We start from the raw sequence: 20,711 nt of genomic DNA, 5'->3' as shown, positions 1-20,711 counted from the left end.
AATGAATGCTCTGGTGGCCATTCGGCTGCACGATGCAGGCCGCAACGGTAGCGCCGGAACCCCTCGGTTCCGGCGTGCCTCGCAGCCTTTCTACACCTACCGGTGCCGGTCAATCAGCTCACAGAGCGCATCCAGCCCATCCGTGAGCGCCGCAGGCCCCGGCTGAAGAATCAACGGTGACTTCACTTCGTAAAGCGCGTTGTTGGCTACGGCGGGGATGCCGTCCCAACCCGGTCGTTCCGCCACCTGTTCCGGGCGGAATCTGCGGCCACACCAGGAGCCGATAATGAGGTCCGGCTGGCGCGCCACAACCTCATTGGGGTCTTCGATAATGCGCTCCCTGGCGCCGGGCTCCGCGGCCCGCTCGGGAAAGATGTCTTCGCCACCGGCGATATGGATCAGCTCCGAGACCCAGCCAATGCCCGTAATCATCGGGTCGCCCCACTCTTCGAGGTAAACACGCGGACACGGCCCCTGAGCCTGCTTCGCCCGTATCGTCTCCACTCGTGACGCCAATTCATCCGCGTAGGGTTCGGTGTGGTCATGGAGGCCGAGCATGCCGCCGAGGGTGCGGATCATGGAGAGAATGCCGTCAACGGTGCGGTGGTTGAAGATGTGCACGGCGACCCCGGCACGCACCAGTTCGGCGGCGATATCGGCCTGCATGTCCGAAAATCCCAGCACCAGATCCGGCTCCAGCTCAAGAATCCGCCCAATCTTGGCGGAAGTGAAAGCGGAGACTTTTGGTTTCTCCTGCCGCGCCCGTTCGGGGCGCACGGTAAAGCCGGATATACCAACAATGCGATCCTCGGCACCAATGGCGTAGAGCGTCTCAGTGGTTTCCTCGGTCAGACAGACAATGCGCTGCGGGTAATCCATAGGCTCAGTGCCGGTGCTCCATCACAATGGTTTGCATGTAACGAACTCCTGTTGTTAACTCGCTTTGAATGCGCCTCAAACTACACTTATGGGGACTTGCTGAACACCCGGATAAAGACAAGGAATGGCAAGAACCCAAAACCCCTCTGCGGCAATGGCTGTAATCCTCACTGCAGTTCTGGCCGGATGCACGTCTGATGCTGTAAACGAGCGGCAACGCAATCTGAACCTGCCTGTGCTCTCCGAACTGGAGCTGACGTGAGCAATGACTGATCCGGTTCAGCGCATTTCCCTTTGGCGCATTGGCATCGTGTCGATCAACGCAAAGATCCCGGCGACATCCAGAACCCGGCTTCGCTGTTTAATCCCGCCATCCTTGCCGATCAGGACAACGCTTACGTTTTCCGGCTGTGCACGCAGCGTTTTGCGGACATCCCGCTGCAGATCCCTGCCCGGTTCCTCCAGATTCGACTGGATGCCTTGGTTCCCGAGGACAAACCAAACAATGTCCCGGTCATCGATACCCGCGGCATGCTGCCTTAAGGCTTCAACACGTTGATCGGGGTCATTGGCCTCTTCAACGAGAATCAGCCGATTGCACCATTGAAAATCCGAAAGCGAATTCACCCCCTGCTCCTCCGCAATGACTGAACCAAACCAAAAGACAATAAGAGCCAGTACTGGCCGCCAGTCGATCACGCCGTTAAACCATTTCATCCCGCCATCTTCCTTTGAAAACCTCTTCAGTTATACGCTTGGAGGAGGTTCAGGTTTACGATAGGCTCGTGCAAAGGAGACTTCATGAAGAAAGGACTTGAACTGACAATCCCCCCGCCACTGATTGCTCTGACCGTCGCTGTGCTGATGTGGGGTATCGCGCAGCTCGTTCCCAGCGCGGCCCTGCCATTCCCGCGTTCAGCGACGCTGGCGATTGTGGTGGCAGTGGTTGGTATCGGCATTGCCCTGATTGGGATCCTGCAGTTCTGGCGTGCCAGTACCACGATCAACCCGCATACGCCCCAGAAATCCGCCCAGCTGGTGGAGCATGGGATCTACCGCTTCAGTCGCAACCCGATGTACCTGGCGCTTGCTGTGGTGCTGCTGGCCTGGGCCCTGTACCTGACCAATGCCCTGTCGCTGCTTCTCATCCCGGGATTCATCGTCTACATCAACCGGTTCCAGATTCTGCCGGAAGAACGCCACATGCGGGCGCTGTTTGGTCAGCCCTTTGACAAGTACGCCGCCCGGGTAAGGCGCTGGATCTGATGTAAAACCTGGTTGCTCGAGAAGGGGCGTTGAATGGTCCGCGTTTCCCGGCCGGTGTTCCTGGCCCACATGCTGTTCCTGCTCGCCGCCTGGACGGTATTCATCAAATACCTGTTCCCACTGGCGTTCGCGCTCGCTGAGGGCATCGACTGGCACACCCACATCTACTGGGACCTGTGGCCCATCGCCCATGGTTGGCTGGGCTGGGCATTGCTGGCGCGCCCGAGCTATACCCGCGCGCTGGCGATTGGTATGGCGTTGGTGGAAATCGCCATCATCGTCACACTGTTCGCGAGCTTCCTGGCCGACCCGGAGTGGTCAATCTGGCGCACCAACTGGTTCGTCAACAAGGTCTTTGTCCTGGCCTGCTTTATTCTTGTGCTGTATTCAGCACTTCGGCGCCCAGCGGATTTCAGTGCATATCGTGGGTCTGAGTAGGAGCTTGTCGCTGCACATGCTCACCCCTTATAAGGATTTTCCGGTGACCATTCGCCTACACGAGGCATGCCGCCAAGGGTGCGGATCATGGATAACCAACGATGTGATCCTGGGCACCAACGGCGTAGAGCGTCTCAGCGGTTTCCTCGGTCAGACAGTCAATGCACTGTGGGTGATCCATATCCTCAGTTCCGGGCATCCGCTCTCGACGCGGTCTCACTCAGTCGGCGGTCAATCGACTTGAGCAGACCCCCGAAGGCCTTGGTACCCGCTTTGGCTGCCATGGGGGATAGAACACGCCCGATCAAGGGCAAACGCACACGGAATGTGGACGTCCATGTGACCGTTGTGCCCTCTTGCGTTTCGCGCAATTGAATGCGGCCGCTTTCGTGCTCGATGGGCGGGCGTGAACGCAGGATCCGGTAATCCATGCCATGGGGGCGAGAGAAGTTGCTGATTTCCTCCTCAAACCAGACCGCGCCCAGATCAATACGCCTTATGGCGCCGTCACCGTTGGGGTCTTCTGAGCCTTCTTTGACCAGCCAGGAATTGCGGATGCCTTCGAACTGCTTGTAGTTGGCGTGATCACTGAGCAGGTCAAACACCTGATCAATTGGGGCGTTGATTGTGCGCTCAACGACGATGGTTTCCATGGTTCGTTTCCTATTCCAGGTTTCTTTGCATGTCAGACAGTTACCGAGCGTTCTCTGACCCTTTTTACAATTTTTATACCGCCCGTTCCAAAACCATCTCATCATTTTCTAGCGCCCCGCGTCGCACACTGCTACAACTTTGTGCGTAGGACACACCAAACTGATCGCATCATTTGCGTATAAGCCGTTTCTCGAAACGCAGGCTGATCCGCCCATCAGCAACAAGGAGTCATCACCTTGGGAAAGAGTGCCTGGCTTATGAATGACAATGTTAAGGCAGTGACGCTTCTCGTACCCCTGGCTGCGCTGGTTGCAGGCATGGCCATCGCTACGCTCTGGCAGGGCTGGGCCGGTGTTATTGTAACCTTTGCCGGCATACTACCGCAGTGGCTGGCCGACAGTAACCCGGGCGTGGCGCCACCCGACGGAGAGGACGCTCGGGCGTGCGAAGACCAGCATGGGATGGACAAGCTGGGTGATGTCCTGGCAGCCCGCCTCCAGGAAACACGCGAGGGCCTTGATTCTGTGGAGCAGATCCAGAGCGATGCGAGCACGACCCTGCAAGACTCATTCACCGACATTCAGCGCCTTATCCATGAACAGATCGAACAGCTGAACAAACTCATGTACCCCGACACTAATAATGACTCAGAAGCCAACATGAACACACGCATGGAACAGTTTGTTCAGGAGGCGTCTCAAACGCTGAACCGGTTTGTCGAAATCACTGTTCAGATGAGTTCCGATGCCATGGGTCTGGTGGAGCGGGTCAATTCGGTCTCCCAATCCATGCCCGCTGTTATGAAGGCGATGCAGGATATTGATGAAATTGCCGACCAGACCAACCTTTTAGCGCTCAATGCGGCGATTGAAGCCGCCCGAGCCGGGGAGAGCGGGCGCGGATTCGCAGTGGTGGCGGATGAGGTTCGCAACCTGTCCAAGCGCTCAGCCGAGTTCAGTAAAGACATTCAGGATCGGCTCAAAGGTATCAGCACCTCGTTTGAGCAGCTCAAAGAGGAAGTTGGCGACGTCGCCTCACAGGATATGAGCTTTGTGATGGATGCCAAGAAAAATGTCCAGAGCACCGTTGAGACGCTGTTCAGTAAATCCGAACAAGACCGTGAGATCGCTGGCGTGGTCGAGAAGCATGCGCAGCAGCTGGACTCTGATATTAACCACGCGATCCGAGCGCTGCAGTTTGAAGACATGGCCAGGCAAACGATCCATTTCACCCGGGAAGGCGTCGAGGCTCTGAAACCACTGGCACAGGCTCTTGATACCACCGCTCATCAGGATAGCGCCCAGGCGCTGAGCGAGGCACTGGCGACTTACCAGGCGGCCATGACTGCCAGAGATGAAAGCCCGGTCAGTGCGCGCTCCATGGAATCCGGTGATGTGGATCTGTTTTAGAACGTTTCGACAAATGACCCTGTTGAAGAGTGCAGCAAACCATGAATGACACATCGCGTGAGGGCGTTATCGCATTGGGTGAGCGGTTTGATTTTGGCATCCACCAGACCTTCATTGCTGAAAGCCAGCAATGTCTGGAGGACACATCGGTTAGAACTCTGGTTGTCAATCTAGCGCGAACCCAGTTTATAGACAGCGCTGCGCTGGGCATGCTGATTCAACTGAAAAAAAAGTGCGATAACGCCAACAAATCCCTTGTCATTTCCAACGCGAAAGGATCGGTCAAGGACACACTGGAAATCGCCAACATCCAGAAAATGATCACCATGCGTTAGACGATCAAGCGTAGATCAGGTTCTTTAATTCTGTAGGACTTACAATGACATTCTCGGTATTACTGGTTGAAGACGATGAGTTGATGCGGATGCTCATCTCAGAGTCGCTGGAAGACAGCGCCGACATCACGCTTTACGAAGCGGGTTCCTACAGAGAGGCACAATGGTGGCTGGATTCGTCTGAGGTGCTGGACCTTGTCCTACTGGATAATTATCTGGGCGATGGCGAGGGCTCGGAACTCCTGCCCTTTTTCACTCAACAGGTCGAGGGCAGCAAGGCGCATTGCCCAAGGGTCATGATGCTTAGCGCCAACAATGATGAGTCATTTCTCAGCGACTGTTTTGAGCGCGGCGCCTCCGATTATCTGATCAAACCGTTCAATCTTGGTTTATTAACGCTCAAGGTGTCCGCCCTGCTGCGTGAGAAGGGCCTGCAGCAGGCACTCGACCGCAAAAACCAGCAGCTGCAGGTCTTAATCGCACGCGCAGAGCATGAGGAATATCTAGCGCGTTTCACCTACGACTTCATCGTTAAGAGAGCTACTCGCCCGGTCCCCGGCGTCGCTGACAGAACGGTCTCCTCCCACGCCTTTAGCGGTGATCTGATCCTGCGGGCAACCGCGCCTGATGGCCGCGCCATCATCATGGTTCTGGACGCGACCGGCCATGGTCTTTCGGCTGCCATCACGTTGTTGCCGGTGGTATCCACCTTTCAGACGATGATCTCCAAAGGGTTCGCCCTTCAGTCCGTCTTACTCGAGTTGAACCGTCACCTTCTGCTCGATACCCCCAGTGATCGCTTCATCTGCTGCATTGCCCTGGAGATGGACCCCAACCGGCATGAGGTGGCTGTGTGGAACGGAGGCATGCCGCCGGTCCTGGCGGTGGATGCCAATGCCCGTGAGCTCAGCCGGGTAACCTCAACCAATATGCCGCTCGGGGTCCTCAGCGACACTGATTTTGAGACCGCGACAGAAACCTACCCCCTCGATTTCTGCCATTTCTGGCTGGCCTACAGTGACGGACTCTACGAACAGACCAACCATGACAAGGCCCCCCTGGGCCGCGACCGGATCCATCAGCACCTGAGGCCCACCCCCGAGGCCACCATTGAGGCACTTTTCATGGCGCTGGCAGAGCACGCAGGCGCCGAGGCTTACGACGACGATGTCACCGTCTGTTCAATTGATCCACACGCGTTTCTGGCCTCGGCAACGGGTGACAGCACGCCTGCTTCCGAGACACTCCCAACTGCCTCGTCCAAGCTTGATCACGGGGCTTTTGAGTGGTCGCTCCTGCTGCGGGCTCGGCAACTCGAAGACATCGTTCCCCCAACGCTCGCCATGTCATTGATCAATGAGCTGAATCTGGCTCAGAAGCTGGTTGAACGCGTTTTTCTTGTGCTGACCGAACTCGTGACCAACGCCTTGGATCACGGAGTTCTCAAACTCGAATCGGAGCTAAAGCAGGGTGAAAACGGTTTTCTCGTCTATGCTGAAGAGAGAGCAAAGCGCTTGGCCCGGCTCCAGCATCACGACTGGGTCGCAATCAGTCTCAGCTGGGACGATATAGCGCGCAAACTATGGGTATGTGTGAGTGACTCGGGTGCCGGTTTCAGCCCGGATACACCAAGCACCGATCCGGCCGAGCTGTCATCGGGGCGTGGTCTGGTCATCGTGCGCCAGTATGTTGAAGACTTTTGCATCACGCCCCCGGGCAATCGGGTGAACGTGAGCATTCCCTATCCCAAGTGACGGCACACAACACTATGGCATTTTAATGGATCAACAGTGAGGATCATGGATAAATGAGCAAACATGTCTTAATTGTGGACGATTCGGCTTCCATCCGGCAGATGGTGGAGGCAACGCTCAAGCAGGCGGGGTATCAGGTAACGGCAGCGGAAGATGGCAAAAAAGCGCAGGATCTGTGCCAATCGAAACGTTTTGACTTCGTTCTGACCGATCAGAACATGCCCAATATGGATGGGTTAACACTGATCAAAAACCTCAGGGGCATGAGCAGCTATCGCAGTACTCCCATTGTCGTGCTGACAACCGAGGCCAGTGATTCCATGAAGGCAAAAGGTCGCGCTGCGGGTGCAACCGGCTGGATGGTCAAACCTTTCGATCCATCCAAGCTGTTGGATGTGACCTCGAAGGTCCTCAAATGAACCACGAGCTTGCCCGCTGATCCGGCCAGGAGACTCCGTCGATGTCATTGGATATGGAACAATTCCACGAAAGCTTTTTCGACGAGACCGCAGAGCACCTTGATGAGATGGAGCGGCTGTTAATGGCGCTCGACCTGGAACAGCCCGACGCTGGCGAACTAGATAGCATTTTCCGTGCCGCGCATTCGATTAAAGGCGGCAGCGGCATTTTTGGTTTCGAGGCACTCGGCACCGTCACTCACGTTATGGAGAATCTCCTTGACCGAGCGCGCGATGGCAGCCTTGCCCTCTCCGCCGATCTTATGGATCTGCTGCTCAAAACCGGCGATACCCTTCGCGCAATCCTGGATGCCTACCGCAATCAGCAGGAGCCGGACTGGGACAGTGTCAACCAGGCCAGTGAGGCACTGGAGCAATGGCTAACGAGCCAGCAACCGAGCACAGAAAACTCGGGTGACGAGCAATCCGAAGGGTACGGTTTCTTTGCTGCGCCCGCTGAGGGCTCGAACGACTATGAAGCTTACGGCTTTTTTGATGAGACGGTACAAGGCACAGACGATGACCCCAGCTTTGGCTTCTTTGAACCGGTGGAAGCGCCCGCAGAAGAAGGCGACGCATTTGGCTTTTTCGAGGACGAAACGCCGAGCTCAACCGCTGTCGCCAATGCAGACTATATAAACAGCCTTCTGGAGGATGGGACTAGCGAGGCCGCGCAGGCGCAAACCCAATCTGCCCAGTCCGCAAATACAAAGCCGGAACCCAACGATCCACCACAAGCGGCCACATCTGGCGCAGCCACTGCACAGTCAGGCAAGACCGCCTCGACCACACCAGACACAGGCCAGAAGAACGCTAATAAAGACAGCAACAAAGAAAGTTCGTCCATCCGCGTTGACATCCAGAAAGTCGATCAGCTGATCAACCTCGTTGGTGAGATGGTGATCACACAATCCATGCTGCAGGAAATCGGCAAACAGGTTGAAGGCGCCACTGGGGAGCGGCTTGAAAGTGTTCTAAATGAGCTGGAGCGCAATACCCGCGAGCTGCAGGAATCCGTGATGGCGGTGCGGATGCTTCCAATTTCATTCGCTTTCAGCCGCTTTCCGCGAGTCGTGCGTGATCTATCCGGCAAGCTGGGTAAGAAGGTGCAACTGGTCGTTGAAGGCGGTGATACGGAGCTTGATAAGGGACTGATTGAGAAGCTGACCGATCCTTTGACACACCTGGTTCGGAACAGCGTCGATCATGGCGTGGAAAGCCCCGAACGCCGCCGTGAGGCCGGCAAACCTGAAACTGGAACGGTCACTCTGCGTGCGATACAGCATGGTGGCAACGTTGTGGTTGAGATTGTTGACGATGGCGGTGGCCTTAACCGCGACAAGATCCTTGAAAAGGCAATGGAGCGGGGCATTGACGTTCCCAGTAACCCTTCGGATCAGGCGGTCTGGTCACTAGTGATGGAGCCTGGGTTCTCCACTGCCGATGCCGTTAGCGATGTGTCCGGTCGTGGGGTTGGCATGGATGTGGTGCGTCAGAACCTTGAGGCGCTTGGAGGGCGTGTTGACATTCAATCCGAGCCCGGAGAAGGAACTTCGTTTTTCATCCACCTGCCGCTCACCCTGGCGATTGTGGATGGCATGGGCGTTTCAGTCGGGAATGAAACGTTCATTGTTCCGCTGGTCAACATCCTCGAGTCCATGGCACCTGAGTCGGGCGCGGTCAGAACGCTTGGCGGCACTGACCAGCTACTGGCAGTGCGCGACCAGTTCTGGCCCGTCATTCCCCTTCACCGGGTGATGGACGTTGACGAGGCACAGGCGAAGCACCCCGGTGAGGGCATCATGGTGCTTGTGGAGTCCGGGCGACGGCGCTTTGCCCTGCAGGTGGACGACCTCGTTGGGCAACAACAGGTCGTCATCAAGAGTCTTGAACAGAATTACCGACGGGTACCTGGCATCGCGGGGGCCACCATCATGGGCGACGGCAGCGTTGCTTTGATCCTGGACACAGAAGCGCTGGCGGACCTTGCGAAACCAGTCGAACGGGAGGAGGCAGCATCCCATGAGTAATGAAGAGAAGCTGGCGCGTGCCGCCAATGAGCAGGGCCAGGAGTATCTGACCTTCACCCTGAGCGACGAAAGCTATGCGCTGGACATTTTGCAGGTCAAGGAAATCCGGGGCTATGAAGCCGTCACCAAGATTGCGAATGCCCCAGAGTTCATCAAGGGCGTCATCAACTTGCGCGGTGACATCGTGCCGGTGATCGATCTGCGCATCAAATTCAACGTCGGCCAGGCAACCTACGACGAATTCACGATCGTGATGGTTCTGCAGATCCAGGGACGCTACGTTGGCGTTGTAGTGGACAGTGTCTCAGATGTGGTGACCCTTACCAGCGATGAAATCCGGCCAGCACCGAATTTCGGCGTCGCCTTTGACAGCGAGTATCTGATCGGGCTGGCCAGTGTCGGCGACGGCATGGTCATTCTGGTCGATATCGAAAAGCTGATCACCAGCGATGAAATGGGCCTGGTGGAGGCCGCAGCAGAACAGCCGGGCGGTATTGCGACGCCGGGCGAATAATCCGTTGCAGGCTCAGGGTGGGCCTGCGATCCATGGGAGTCAGTCGGAAGGGTAATTGCTATGGGATTCCTGAAAAAAATGAAGTTGCAGACACGCATTCTTCTGCTTGCAGCGGTGAGCGCGTTACTCGTGCTTTGGTTAGCTATTGACAAGAATGCAACCAACTGGACCGACTACAACTCGGCCAAACGAGTAGCGGCTGCCGAGCATGTGGTTGAGGACGGAATCCCTTTGATCAGCGCGCTGCAGAAAGAGCGCGGCAAGAGTATGGGATTTCTGGCCAGCGACTCGGAGACGCTGCCAGCAGATCTGCGCCAACAGCATGACGCTGTTGATGAGTCAGTAGAAGAATTTGCAGAGTCAGCAACCCAGGATGCCGCTGCGCTGAGAGAGCACTTCCAGCAACAATTGCAAAACCTTATCAGTCAGCTGCAACGACTGGACGACATCCGAGGGCCTGTCGAGGAAAAAAATCTTGGGACAAGAGATGCCGCTACCCGCTACACCGAACTGATACACCGCATTATTCGGCTATTCGGAGTGCTCCCCGAGGACGCCATGGAGGCGGGGGCTCAGGAAATTGCCCTAGTGTCACGAGGTCTGATGTCGGTTCTTTTTGCCAAGGATGCTACCGGCCTTGAGCGTGGTTACATAACAGCCTATCTGGCGGCAAGAGACGCGGGTCGCGATGGCAGAGCACTGCGCGGGGCTGCACAGACAGCGCTGGGGTCGATCGAATCCCAGCTTGAATCAGCGCATCTGGTACTACCGCAGTGGGCGGTCGATAATTTAGATGAGAAGGTGAAGCAAAGCAGTGAAGCCCAAGCGCTGGCGCAGGCGCGGGAAGCACTCTACCAAGCCGGCAGGGCTGATCTGAGTCAGGATGCCTGGTGGCAAATGGCATCCGCGCAGATATCGAATTACGCCGACTTTTCGCACGACACTCTGTCAGAGATGAACACTGCATCGGCGGCAATAAAGCAGGCTGAGCTAACCATGCTGATTGCCATGTCCCTGGGGTCATTGTTGATCCTCGCATTGGTGATGTGGCTGGTCTGGGGCGTCAAAGACGTTGGCCGCATCCTGGGTGCTGAGCCGGGGCAACTGCGCGACATTGCGAACGCTGTTGCCCGGGGGGACTATAACCTTGAATTCGGCTCCAATCTGCCTGAAGGCAGTGTCATGCTTGCTGTTAAGAATATGGTGTCTTCGTTGCATGAAGCCGCCAAACAGGCGGTCTTCAATGCCCAGATCCGCTCGGCGATGGATGGAGCCAGCACCAATGTGATGATTGCGGACAACGACCGTAACGTCATCTACCTCAATCGGGCCGTACAAGACATGCTGCGTCACGTAGAAAGGGACTTGCAGAAGGATCTGCCCCACTTTCGGGCGGACGATGTACTCAATCACAGCATCGACCGCTTTCACAAGAACCCGTCACACCAGATGACGCTGCTGGAGAATCTGACATCGCAGTACACCTCAAACATCAAGGTTGGGGGGCGCCATTTCCGGCTGCAGGCCAATCCGATCTGGGGCGAACAGGGTGAGCGACTGGGCACCGTGATCGAGTGGCTGGATCGCACTGTCGAGGTGACGGCTTCGGAGGAAATTACGGCGATTGTGCAAGCCGCTGCCGCCGGCGACTTTACACGCCGCGCCACCGAAGACGGCAAGGACGGCTTCTTCCTGGAAATGGCCCAGGGCATGAACCAGCTCGTGGCAACTGCGGAACAGGGCCTGAATGACGTTGTCCGTGTTCTGGGCGAAATTGCGAACGGGAACCTGACTGCGCGTATCGAGGCTGACTATGAGGGTACCTTCGGGCAGCTGAAGGCGTACACCAACCAGACCGCGGACAGCCTCTCGGAAATGCTGGGTGAGATCCGCACCGCTGGAGAGACCATCGCCACGGCCGCAAACGAAATCGCTCAGGGCAATACCGATCTGTCTTCACGCACCGAGGAGCAAGCCTCCAATCTGGAGGAAACCGCCTCGAGCATGGAGCAGCTCACCTCAACCGTGAAACAGAATACCGACAATGCGCGTCAAGCGAACACCCTCTCGGACCAGGCCACTGAGGTAGCACAGGATGGCGGCGAACTGGTTGCGCAGGTTGTTTCAACCATGAACGAGATCAATGAGTCCGCACAGAAGATTGAGGAAATCATCGGCGTCATCGACAGCATTGCATTCCAGACCAACATACTGGCATTGAATGCTGCAGTGGAGGCCGCAAGGGCTGGCGATCAAGGGCGTGGGTTTGCGGTGGTTGCCTCGGAGGTCCGTAGCCTGGCTCAGCGCTCGGCGAACGCGGCTAAAGACATCAAGGGCTTGATTTCCGACTCCGTATCCAAGATTCAGAACGGCAACCAACTAGTCAACCAATCCGGCGAAAAGACTCAGGAGATCGTCACTGCGATCAAACGCGTGAGCGATATCAATGCTGAAATCTCGGCAGCCTCAGAAGAGCAGAGCAGCGGCATTGAGAACATCAATACCGCTGTCAGCCAGATGGATGAAATGACCCAGCAGAATGCGGCTCTGGTGGAAGAGGCCGCCGCAGCTTCCGAGAGTCAGCAGTCGCAGGTTGAAACCCTCCAGCGGCTTTTAACGCGATTCACCCTGCAGCAGGCCCACCGCACCAGCGGCTCCAGTAAGGGCACACAGACGCAGCTGACTCAGACCAACAAACGGGATCAGCACCAGAAAACTACTGCGGCTTCCACCAACAAGACCCAGCAAACCACAGAGGCTCGTGATGATGACGACGATTGGGAAACATTCTGACCATTTAATACACCAGCACGCTTGAAACGGCATTACAAGCTGACGCGGAACCAGGGGGTCAACCGCTCGTGGCGGATTCTAGGGAGTTTGGCTTTCAGTCTTCTGATTTTGAGAAGGTCAGGGATTTAATCCACCAGCGGGCGGGGATCCGCCTCTCAGACAGCAAAAAACAATTGGTATACAGCCGGCTGGCCCGACGGATACGAGCGCTCGGGCTCAAGGACTTCACCACTTACCTAGCTTATCTGGCGGACGTTGAGTCGGAAATGGAGGAGTTCATCAATGCACTGACCACTAACCTGACCTCGTTCTTCCGGGAAAACCATCACTTTGATTACCTGGCAACCCAGGTAACCACACTCAAGTCTCGTGACCGACCTCTGAATGTATGGTGCGCCGCTGCCAGCACCGGTGAGGAGGCCTACTCCATCGCTATAACGCTGGCAATGGCATTCGGTAGCGACCGGCCACCAGTGAGCATCCTCGCCTCGGATATTGACAGTCAGGTTCTGCGGACGGCCCAAAGGGGTGTGTATCAGGCCGAGCGAGTTGCCAGCCTGTCGCACGAAACCAGGAAACAGTTTTTTTTAAGGGGCCGGGGCACTAATACAGGTACCGTCAAAGTCAAACCCTTTCTCCGCCAGATGATCACATTTCGCCAGGCCAACCTATTGGACGCCACCTGGCCTGCTGAGCCACCTCTGGACGTTATTTTCTGCCGCAACGTCATGATCTACTTTGATAAAACAACCCAGAGACAGATCCTCACCCGCATGGTTCCACTGTTACGCGACGGTGGCCTGTATTTCGCAGGCCATTCGGAGAGCTTTGTTCATGCCTCAGATCTGGTCGAGTTGATCGGACACAGCGTTTACCGGCCATGCGCCACACGGGAGAATGCATGATGGCCTCGCAGCCTGACGCGGAACTGTTCATGGCGCCCAATCGCTACTTTGATCGGTATTTTGAGCGTGACGCTGTCAAGATACTGCCTGGCGAATATTACGTTACTCAACAGAATACGATGATTGTCACTGTTCTGGGTTCATGCATAGCTGCGTGCGTACGCGACCCCGTTCGCGGCATTGGCGGCATGAACCACTTCCTATTACCCAGCGATGAGCGCGCTGAAATGGACAGCCCGGTGGCTCAATCCGCACGCTATGGCGCTTACGCCATGGAGCTGCTCATCAATCAGTTACTTAAGCTCGGAGCCAGCCGTCAGCGTCTCGAGGCTAAAATCTTCGGGGGCGGCAATGTTCTGAAGGGACTTACCAGTCACAATGTCGGGGAGCGCAATGCAGAGTTCGTAGCAGCGTTTCTGCAACAGGAGGCAATACCTATCATTGCCAGTGATGTTGTGGGAAATTTTCCGCGCAAAGTGTACTTTTTCCCCGATAATGGGCAAGTAAAGGTCAAGAAAATTCGTTCGATGCATAACACGACAATTATCGACCGTGAAAGCGAATACCGCATGCGTCTGCGCCATGGTTCCGCTGATGGTGGTGACGTAGAGCTCTTCGACTAGTAGTAAGGAAAATGAATGGTGCCGATTAAGGTGCTTGTCGTCGATGACTCAGCTATGGTCAGACAGGTTCTGAAAGCCATTATCGACCAGGCTGAAGGCATGACGTGTGTGGCGACAGCCCGCGATGCCTATGAGGCGAGGGACAACGTCAACCAGCTGGCGCCAGACGTCATTACACTCGACATTGAAATGCCGCGCATGGACGGGCTGACATTTCTGAGCAAACTCATGCGAGCGCGCCCTACCCCCGTTGTGATGATCTCCACGCTGACGGAGAAAGGCACGGAAGCCACGCTTCGCGCGATGGAGCTGGGCGCTGTTGAGTTTATCGCAAAGCCCAAGCTGGCTGTCCGCTCAGGTCTGTCGGAGTATGGTGCAGAGATCGTCCGTGCGATCCAGAGTGCCAGTGAGGCAAGGGTTCAGTCTGCACGCCGCGCCATCCCCCCACAACAAGGGGAAATCGATGAGCTGCCGGCACTCTCCGGTACGGAGAAAATCATCGCCCTGGGCGCCTCAACCGGCGGCACTGAAGCAATCAAAGCGATTCTGGAACCACTACCCGCCAACATGCCAGCAATTGTCATGACTCAGCACATGCCAGGGGGATTCACGCACTCATTCGCATCACGGCTGAACGCCACCTGTGCCATGACGGTAAAAGAAGCCGAACATAACGAGCGCATTATTCCGGGACGCGCCTACCTAGCCCCGGGTGACATGCATATGCAAGTCATACGTAGTGGCGCCAACTATGTGATTCAGCTATCCCAGGACCCACCGGTAAACCGACATCGGCCTTCGGTGGACGTCATGTTCCTCAGCCTTGTTAAAAACGCGGGGAACAATACCATTGCGCTACTGCTGACCGGTATGGGCCGGGATGGCAGTTCAGGAATGCAATCGTTACGGGAGACTGGTGCACTGACGATTGCTCAGGACGAAGACACAAGTCTGGTCTATGGCATGCCCAAGGCCGCCGTTGATCTTGGCGCGGCCGACACTATTCTGCCTCTGGACCGAATGCCAAAGTTCCTCGTTGATTGGGCCAGTAGGAAAGCCAGTACCAATCGTGTTTAACGCCGAAGCCACGTTTCAACAGCAACCGGATCCCGTCCATTCGCTGACATGTTTCAGGAAATGCTGATCAGTCAGGCCTTTACCCAAAAGCGTGGCGCTTCCAAGTTCGGCTATGGTTCCAGCAGTAGCTTCGCTGCCTTCGGCTGAAAGGAACACGATGGGCGTCTGCTGTGGGTGCTCATCTGCTCGCAGCAATCGAGCCAGCTCGATGCCGGAGATATCCGGCATTTGAATGTCCATTACCAACAGCTGCGGCCCGAATTGCTTTTTATGCGCCCGCACTTTAGACGCCTGTGTCTGGAGATCGGAACCGAACCCCGCGCTTTCGAGCAATGTGATGTAGTAATTCCCCACCGATTCCTGATCATCAATCACGAGTACTCTGACTGCTTTTTGCGTCAGCGTCGTCGACTTTTCGTGCTGCGTCTCGTCACTCAATACTTCACAACTGTACGACTGGGTATTACTGGCGCACATAGCGCTGATCCCCTGGCTCAACTGAGCCATGTCTGAACGCAGCTCAACAATCAGTGCTTGGGGGAGTTGCTCCTCCTGTAGATAGGGTTTGAGCTTTTGTTCGGTTTTGCGCAGGCGCTCGCTGAATGCGGTGAGCCCAAGGGTGCCACTGGTACCGATCAATGTATGCAGCCCTTCGTGAAAGCGGCGGATAGCCAGGTTACCTTCAGAGCCAACGGCCGTGTTCTGCCACGCTCTTTCGACCGGCCCCCAACGCGACGGTAACTGAGTAATGAACCGGTTGCGCATTTTTTGCAATTTAGCCTGAGAGGAACTCGTCATTACCCACTCTACCTGTCGCCTTTACTGTAAAAATACCCAATCCGCTCTGTCATGCCCAGATACTCATACATACGCTCTGGATAGTCTTTTGGCTTCAACGCGCCCTGAACAGTCAGTTCCTCATGGATTGCCAGGTCGGTCATCATGGCCTCGTTCCTCGGAATATCCGGATTATAGAGTAGGACAGTTGGATTCAGTAGATTGTCTGGGTTAACGGTCACCACCAACGCAACACTGTCATCCGAGAGTTGGACCACAGTGCCGGGCGGGTAAACGCCCATCGATTTAATGAAATGAATCAGCATCTCGGGATCCAGCTTGCCGCGCCAGTCCCGGTACATCAATGCCATTGTCTCTTTAGGCGTTCTCGCCGCCGACAGATCTCGCGGATTACAGAGGTTGTCATAAACATTGGCGATCGAAACAATTCGTGTCGCCCGACTCAATTCATCGCCTTTTTTGCCGGCCGGGTAGCCGCTGCCATCGAGCAGTTCGTGATGATCCTGAATGATCCGGATGGTGCTGTCGTCCAGGGAACCGATCTGTTGCGCCAGCTTGGCACCCGCTGACGAATGAGTCTCATAGACTTTCTGCTCCCGCGGGGTCAGTTTGCCTTTTTTGTGCATGATGGACCCGGGCAATGTGATCTGACCGCAGTCGTGCAGCAAGGCCCCGGTGGCGATCTGGTGCAACTCGTCTCTGTCAATACCCAGCGAGCGCGCGAGCGAAAGCGCCAGCACGGTTACGTTCAGCGAGTGTGCGTAAGTGCTGAACCCCCCATCCGGTAGATTGACCAGGTTCATCAGCACACTTTCGCCCTGCTCAAAGTGGCTGACCATATCCTCAACGATGGTCTCTGCATCATGCATGGCATTCGCAGGGGCGTTAGAGAGGTCGTTGGTCAGCCGATGGACGCGTTCCGCTGCCTGCTTGTACTCTTTCATCAAACGCCGGCGTTCATTCCGGTACGCTTTAGCCTCCTCAAGGTGTTGACGCTTCTCAAGCCAGAGCGCGTCCTCGGCTTCCTGTGTTGGTGTCTCTGCCACACCGGAGGCTCCTGACGACGCATCATCAAGTTCTTCCTTACCCACGACGCTTTTTTTGGGAAAAACCAGAACCGTCTCATTATGCAGGCGCTTAATAACTTCCACCTGCTGTCGGTTTTTGATCCGGAACCGCCGGAACAGGAAAGGGTGCTCATTCCAGGGCCGTTCCACATCAACGTAAAGGCCAATCCTGATTTTGCTCACGGGCATCCGTATCGCATTTTTAGGCTGATCATTCATAATCGATCCTACAAACCAAGCGGTAGCTCAATGCAGAAAACGCTCCCTCCACCCGGGGCATCTTCATAGAAAACCTGACCGTTCATTTGCTCCGCGATCTCCCGGGTAATCGCCAACCCCAACCCGGTCCCCGGCAAACGCCGGGCATCCGTACCATCGGCCTGGGAAAAGCGATCAAACAGAAGCTCCTGGAAAGACGGATCCACACCTGGCCCATTATCGCGCACTTTAATAAGAGCCTGCTGGCCTTGCGGCACCATACTGATCTCAACTGTCCCTTCTTCTGGCGAAAACTTAATGCCATTGGATATCAGATTGGTCAGCGCCTGCTCCAGGCGTGAAGCATCCACAGAGGCAACGAGATCATCATCTGTGTTCGCAACCTGAAGCCGGACGTTGTATTGCCGCGCGTACTCGGCCATTGATTCCGCAGCGTCTTGGATCAACGGTTTGATAGGCTGGCGCTCGGCATGCATCGGCATTTTCCCGGCCACCAGTTTTTCCATGTCCAAAAGATCATTGATCAACGTGCCCAGCCGCTCCGCGTTACGCTTCGCGGTCGCCAGCATTTTGGTGGCCTTTTCCGGTAACTCGCCCGCTGTGCCACTGGCGAGAAGGCCAAGTGAGCCACTTATGGAAGTCAGCGGTGTGCGCAGCTCATGGCTGACAGTCGAGATGAACTGGTCTTTCATCCGCTCCATACGCCGGCGGTTTGTAATGTCCTCGGTAAGTGACCAGATTAGGGGACGATCATCAGGATCATAGGTGACTACCCCCTGCAGACGGACTGGATAACGGCTGCCATCGCGGCGTATGTACTCTTTTTCAAAGGGGCCATAGGCGCCCTCAGTACGCAAGTGCTCAAGAGCCAGCTGCTCTTCTTCGTGGTATTCCGGTGGCGTAATATCCCAGTAGCTGAGATTGATGAATTCTTCAGGGCTGTAGCCTGAGGGTTTATACAGCGCCTCATTCAGGTCAATAAACTGACCGGTTTGAAGGTCATTCAGTGCAATACCGATGGGCGAGAACTCGAACAGACTGCGTAAACGCAGTTCATTACGCTCCATGGCCTGACGTGCCATCTCCTGGTCGTGTATATCGTTGATATAGCCGTGCCAGAGCACGCTACCATCAGTCAACCGCTCCGGCCGAGCCTGACCGGAAACCCATCGGTAATAACCCTCGTCACTGCGCACCCGAAACTTCGCCTGCCAGCTCTCCAGACTTTCGGCCGACCCCTCAATCGATTCGGCAACCAACTCAATGTCATCGGGGTGCATGGCTTCGAAAGCCTTGGATCCATCGTCGGCAGCCATTTCTGGTGTAATGCCGTAAATGGACTGAATGCCGGATGATGAAAACGGGAAGGTTATGGAGCCATCCGGGAAGCGCCGGAACTGATAGATCATCCCCGGCACTTGCTCGAGAAGCTTGTAGAGACGTTTACTGCTGAGATGACGGGCCAGCTCTTCACTGAGCCATTGCGCAAGCAATTGAACGAACAAACGTTCGCTTTCGTCAAAATCGTCAGAGCGCTCTGCACTCGCTGAGAACGCAAGCGACCCGAACGGTTGGCCTTCTACTTCAATCAAAACCCCGAGATACTGACCAACTGGAAACACGCGGAAACAGTCATAACGGCGGTCGTTGACCTCGCTCACCCGCGGAATGAACACTTCGCGCTGATGGTGCGCAAAGAGCAGCTGGCACCATGTGGTGCTGAGCGCAACTGTCCGCCCTGGAACCAGATCAGGATTATCGGTGATAATGCGGTACAAAGTGTAGGTATCGCCGTCGACCTGGCTGACAGCAGCGTTATCAACCCCCAGATAAGTTTGAGCCTCAGCTAATGCATAGTCAATTCGAGCGGCATGATCGCTGTCCGGATTGAGCGCGATACGACTTAACAGCGACAATGCTTCATGATGGCGCCTCAGCTGTTCCCTGGCCTGATGATCACGCGTAACGTCAACGAGCAAGCCCTCGAGAACAAGCGGGTAGTCGTTTCTCCCTCTGATCGCTCTACCACGCTCTTCTACCCACCGCCAATGCCCGTCACAGTGGCGCACACGATACTCCACATGCCATTCCTGTTCGGCATGGATGGCCGCATAGACCAACGTATCAACCCTGTCGGCGTCCTCAGGGTGTATCAGCTCGGCATAGCTGATACTGGCGTTATGGATCAAGTCCTGTGCACCGTAGCCGACGATGCCATCAATTTCGTTGCTGATGTAAAGCATCGTCCAATGATGATCTGGCAGACATTGATAGGTGATCCCCGGCATATTTGAAACCAGAGCTTCCAATTCGTCGCGACTGGTTTCAAGAGCCTGCTGTGCGTCTACTTCCGCCGTGATATCGGCATGGGTGCCGTACATCAGCAGCGGCTCGCCGGTGTCAGTCCACTCAAAGACGCGACCGCGGTCATGCACCCAGACCCAGCCACCGTTTTTATGGCGCATTCTAGCCTTACAGTCATAGGCTTCCGTCTCACCCCTGAAGTGCTGCGTCAGCAGAGCTTCTGATTCAGTTACATCATCCGGGTGAACAAGCCCGAACCAGGTTTCAATGGAGATCGGCTCCAGCTCTGCCAGGGTATAGCCAACAATCTCGGCCCAGCGCTCATTAAAGACAGTCTCACCCGTCTGAATATTCCATTGCCAGGTTCCGACCTGGGTTCCCTCTATAACCAATCGGGCGCGACGCTCACTCTCCACCAGTGCTGAGTGCCACTCTGAGCGGGAAGACTGCAGTGCTGAGTCAGCTTTCAGCTGTTCTTCAACCATTGCGCCAAAGTCATACAGAGCAATCAGACTGTCATCCGAGAAATGGCAAGGGCGGGTATCGATCAGGCAGAGGGTTCCAATGCAATGACCTTCAGGCGTTTTGATGGGAACGCCGGCGTAAAAACGGATGCCGGGTGATCCGGTCACCAGCGGATTGTCATAAAAGCGTTCATCATCCAGCGCGTCTTCAACGACCAGCGGTGCTTCATGGAAGATCGCATGCGCGCAGAAGGAAACACTGCGCGGTGTCTCGCACAGATCCGCCCCCTGGCAGGACTTGAATGACTGGCGATTGTCCTCAACCAGAGACATCAGTGTAATGGGTACTGAAAAGAATTGTTTTGCGAGGCGGGTTATGCGGTCAAAACGCTCTTCCCTACCCTGCTCCAGAAGCCCGGTATCAAGGAGTGCCTGCTGTCTTTTAGCTTCACCGTTCGGGTAAGGCGACTGTTTCATGGAAAGCCTTAGCTCAAGAGCCTGGTTTGTTTCCAGCAGGTAATGCCCAATGTAGAGAAGAGAGCGAAACCGCGCCTGCTGATGCAGTACTGCCTGAAATAATAGTGAATTTTTCATCGTTTGCTGGATTAATGGATCCAGCTGACTAGATGTGCCCGGCTTACCTATGAAGGGTCAACAAGGGACGTTTGTAGACCTTTGAAAGCATTGAGTATTACATACCCCTCGCACCGCCTGGAGACTGTCC

The 20,711-nt window shown here is 55.7% G+C and carries 18 protein-coding genes; 12 read left to right on the top strand and 6 right to left on the bottom strand.

The features are described from left to right. Positions 1–96 precede the first annotated feature (96 nt). Both AAF659_RS03375 and AAF659_RS03370 read right to left on the bottom strand, forming a co-directional pair. Entirely contained in the window at positions 97–879 is a 783-nt protein-coding gene (locus tag AAF659_RS03375) for a cobalamin-binding protein (protein WP_349750283.1), read from the bottom strand. Between the two features lie 279 nt (positions 880–1,158). Next, positions 1,159–1,596, bottom strand: a complete 438-nt coding sequence (locus AAF659_RS03370) for a DUF4174 domain-containing protein (RefSeq protein ID WP_349750282.1) — start codon at positions 1,594–1,596, stop codon at positions 1,159–1,161. Positions 1,597–1,680: 84 nt separating this feature from the next. On the opposite strand from AAF659_RS03370, the gene AAF659_RS03365 reads away from it, so the two are divergent. Both AAF659_RS03365 and AAF659_RS03360 read left to right on the top strand, forming a co-directional pair. Then, a complete protein-coding gene (locus tag AAF659_RS03365) occupies positions 1,681–2,145 on the top strand; it encodes a methyltransferase family protein (RefSeq protein WP_349750281.1) in 465 nt (154 codons plus the stop codon). 33 nt (positions 2,146–2,178) lie between these two features. Continuing rightward, on the top strand, positions 2,179–2,583 hold the full coding sequence (locus AAF659_RS03360; RefSeq protein ID WP_349750280.1) for a hypothetical protein: 405 nt from the start codon (positions 2,179–2,181) through the stop codon (positions 2,581–2,583). Positions 2,584–2,768: 185 nt separating this feature from the next. Here the strand turns inward: AAF659_RS03360 and AAF659_RS03355 are convergent, their stop codons facing one another. Further along, positions 2,769–3,236 carry an SRPBCC family protein gene (locus AAF659_RS03355; RefSeq protein ID WP_349750279.1) on the bottom strand — a complete coding sequence of 156 codons (468 nt, stop codon included), beginning with the start codon at positions 3,234–3,236 and terminating at the stop codon, positions 2,769–2,771. Positions 3,237–3,494: 258 nt separating this feature from the next. On the opposite strand from AAF659_RS03355, the gene AAF659_RS03350 reads away from it, so the two are divergent. From AAF659_RS03350 to AAF659_RS03305, 10 genes are all read left to right on the top strand, one after another. After that, positions 3,495–4,646, top strand: coding sequence for a methyl-accepting chemotaxis protein (locus AAF659_RS03350; RefSeq protein WP_349750278.1), 1,152 nt, complete (start codon positions 3,495–3,497; stop codon positions 4,644–4,646). Positions 4,647–4,687: 41 nt separating this feature from the next. Further along, complete coding sequence (locus AAF659_RS03345) at positions 4,688–4,981, top strand: STAS domain-containing protein (RefSeq protein ID WP_349750277.1); 294 nt, start codon at positions 4,688–4,690, stop codon at positions 4,979–4,981. A 44-nt stretch (positions 4,982–5,025) separates the two neighbouring features. Beyond that, complete coding sequence (locus AAF659_RS03340; protein ID WP_349750276.1) at positions 5,026–6,735, top strand: SpoIIE family protein phosphatase; 1,710 nt, start codon at positions 5,026–5,028, stop codon at positions 6,733–6,735. Between the two features lie 53 nt (positions 6,736–6,788). Continuing rightward, entirely contained in the window at positions 6,789–7,154 is a 366-nt protein-coding gene (locus AAF659_RS03335; protein ID WP_349750275.1) for a response regulator, read from the top strand. Between the two features lie 41 nt (positions 7,155–7,195). Next, positions 7,196–9,223, top strand: a complete 2,028-nt coding sequence (locus AAF659_RS03330) for a chemotaxis protein CheA (RefSeq protein WP_349750274.1) — start codon at positions 7,196–7,198, stop codon at positions 9,221–9,223. Further along, positions 9,216–9,737 (top strand): chemotaxis protein CheW, encoded by a 522-nt coding sequence (locus AAF659_RS03325; protein ID WP_349750273.1) that lies wholly within the window; start codon positions 9,216–9,218, stop codon positions 9,735–9,737. Before AAF659_RS03330 ends, AAF659_RS03325 begins: the two co-directional genes overlap by 8 nt. 78 nt (positions 9,738–9,815) lie before the next feature. Continuing rightward, positions 9,816–12,530, top strand: a complete 2,715-nt coding sequence (locus AAF659_RS03320; RefSeq protein ID WP_349750272.1) for a methyl-accepting chemotaxis protein — start codon at positions 9,816–9,818, stop codon at positions 12,528–12,530. 68 nt (positions 12,531–12,598) lie between these two features. Beyond that, entirely contained in the window at positions 12,599–13,435 is an 837-nt protein-coding gene (locus AAF659_RS03315) for a CheR family methyltransferase (protein ID WP_349750271.1), read from the top strand. After that, positions 13,432–14,058 carry a chemoreceptor glutamine deamidase CheD gene (cheD, locus tag AAF659_RS03310; protein WP_349750270.1) on the top strand — a complete coding sequence of 209 codons (627 nt, stop codon included), beginning with the start codon at positions 13,432–13,434 and terminating at the stop codon, positions 14,056–14,058. Before AAF659_RS03315 ends, cheD begins: the two co-directional genes overlap by 4 nt. Before the next feature lie 15 nt (positions 14,059–14,073). Then, on the top strand, positions 14,074–15,135 hold the full coding sequence (locus tag AAF659_RS03305) for a protein-glutamate methylesterase/protein-glutamine glutaminase (RefSeq protein WP_349750269.1): 1,062 nt from the start codon (positions 14,074–14,076) through the stop codon (positions 15,133–15,135). Between the two features lie 15 nt (positions 15,136–15,150). Here AAF659_RS03305 and AAF659_RS03300 read toward each other — a convergent pair whose 3' ends face one another. The 3 genes from AAF659_RS03300 to AAF659_RS03290 are packed head-to-tail and all read right to left on the bottom strand — an operon-like array spanning position 15,151 to position 20,464. Then, the gene (locus tag AAF659_RS03300) at positions 15,151–15,933 is read right to left on the bottom strand and encodes a response regulator (protein WP_349750268.1); all 783 of its coding nucleotides are present in this window, start codon (positions 15,931–15,933) and stop codon (positions 15,151–15,153) included. 8 nt (positions 15,934–15,941) lie between these two features. Continuing rightward, complete coding sequence (locus AAF659_RS03295) at positions 15,942–17,183, bottom strand: HD-GYP domain-containing protein (RefSeq protein ID WP_349750267.1); 1,242 nt, start codon at positions 17,181–17,183, stop codon at positions 15,942–15,944. Between the two features lie 44 nt (positions 17,184–17,227). Further along, complete coding sequence (locus AAF659_RS03290; RefSeq protein ID WP_349750266.1) at positions 17,228–20,464, bottom strand: PAS domain-containing protein; 3,237 nt, start codon at positions 20,462–20,464, stop codon at positions 17,228–17,230. Positions 20,465–20,711 lie beyond the last annotated feature (247 nt).

The organism is Salicola sp. Rm-C-2C1-2 (genome assembly GCF_040196175.1).
Taxonomy (GTDB): Bacteria; Pseudomonadota; Gammaproteobacteria; order Pseudomonadales; family Oleiphilaceae; genus Halospina.
This window is presented reverse-complemented; position numbering and strand designations above follow the sequence as displayed.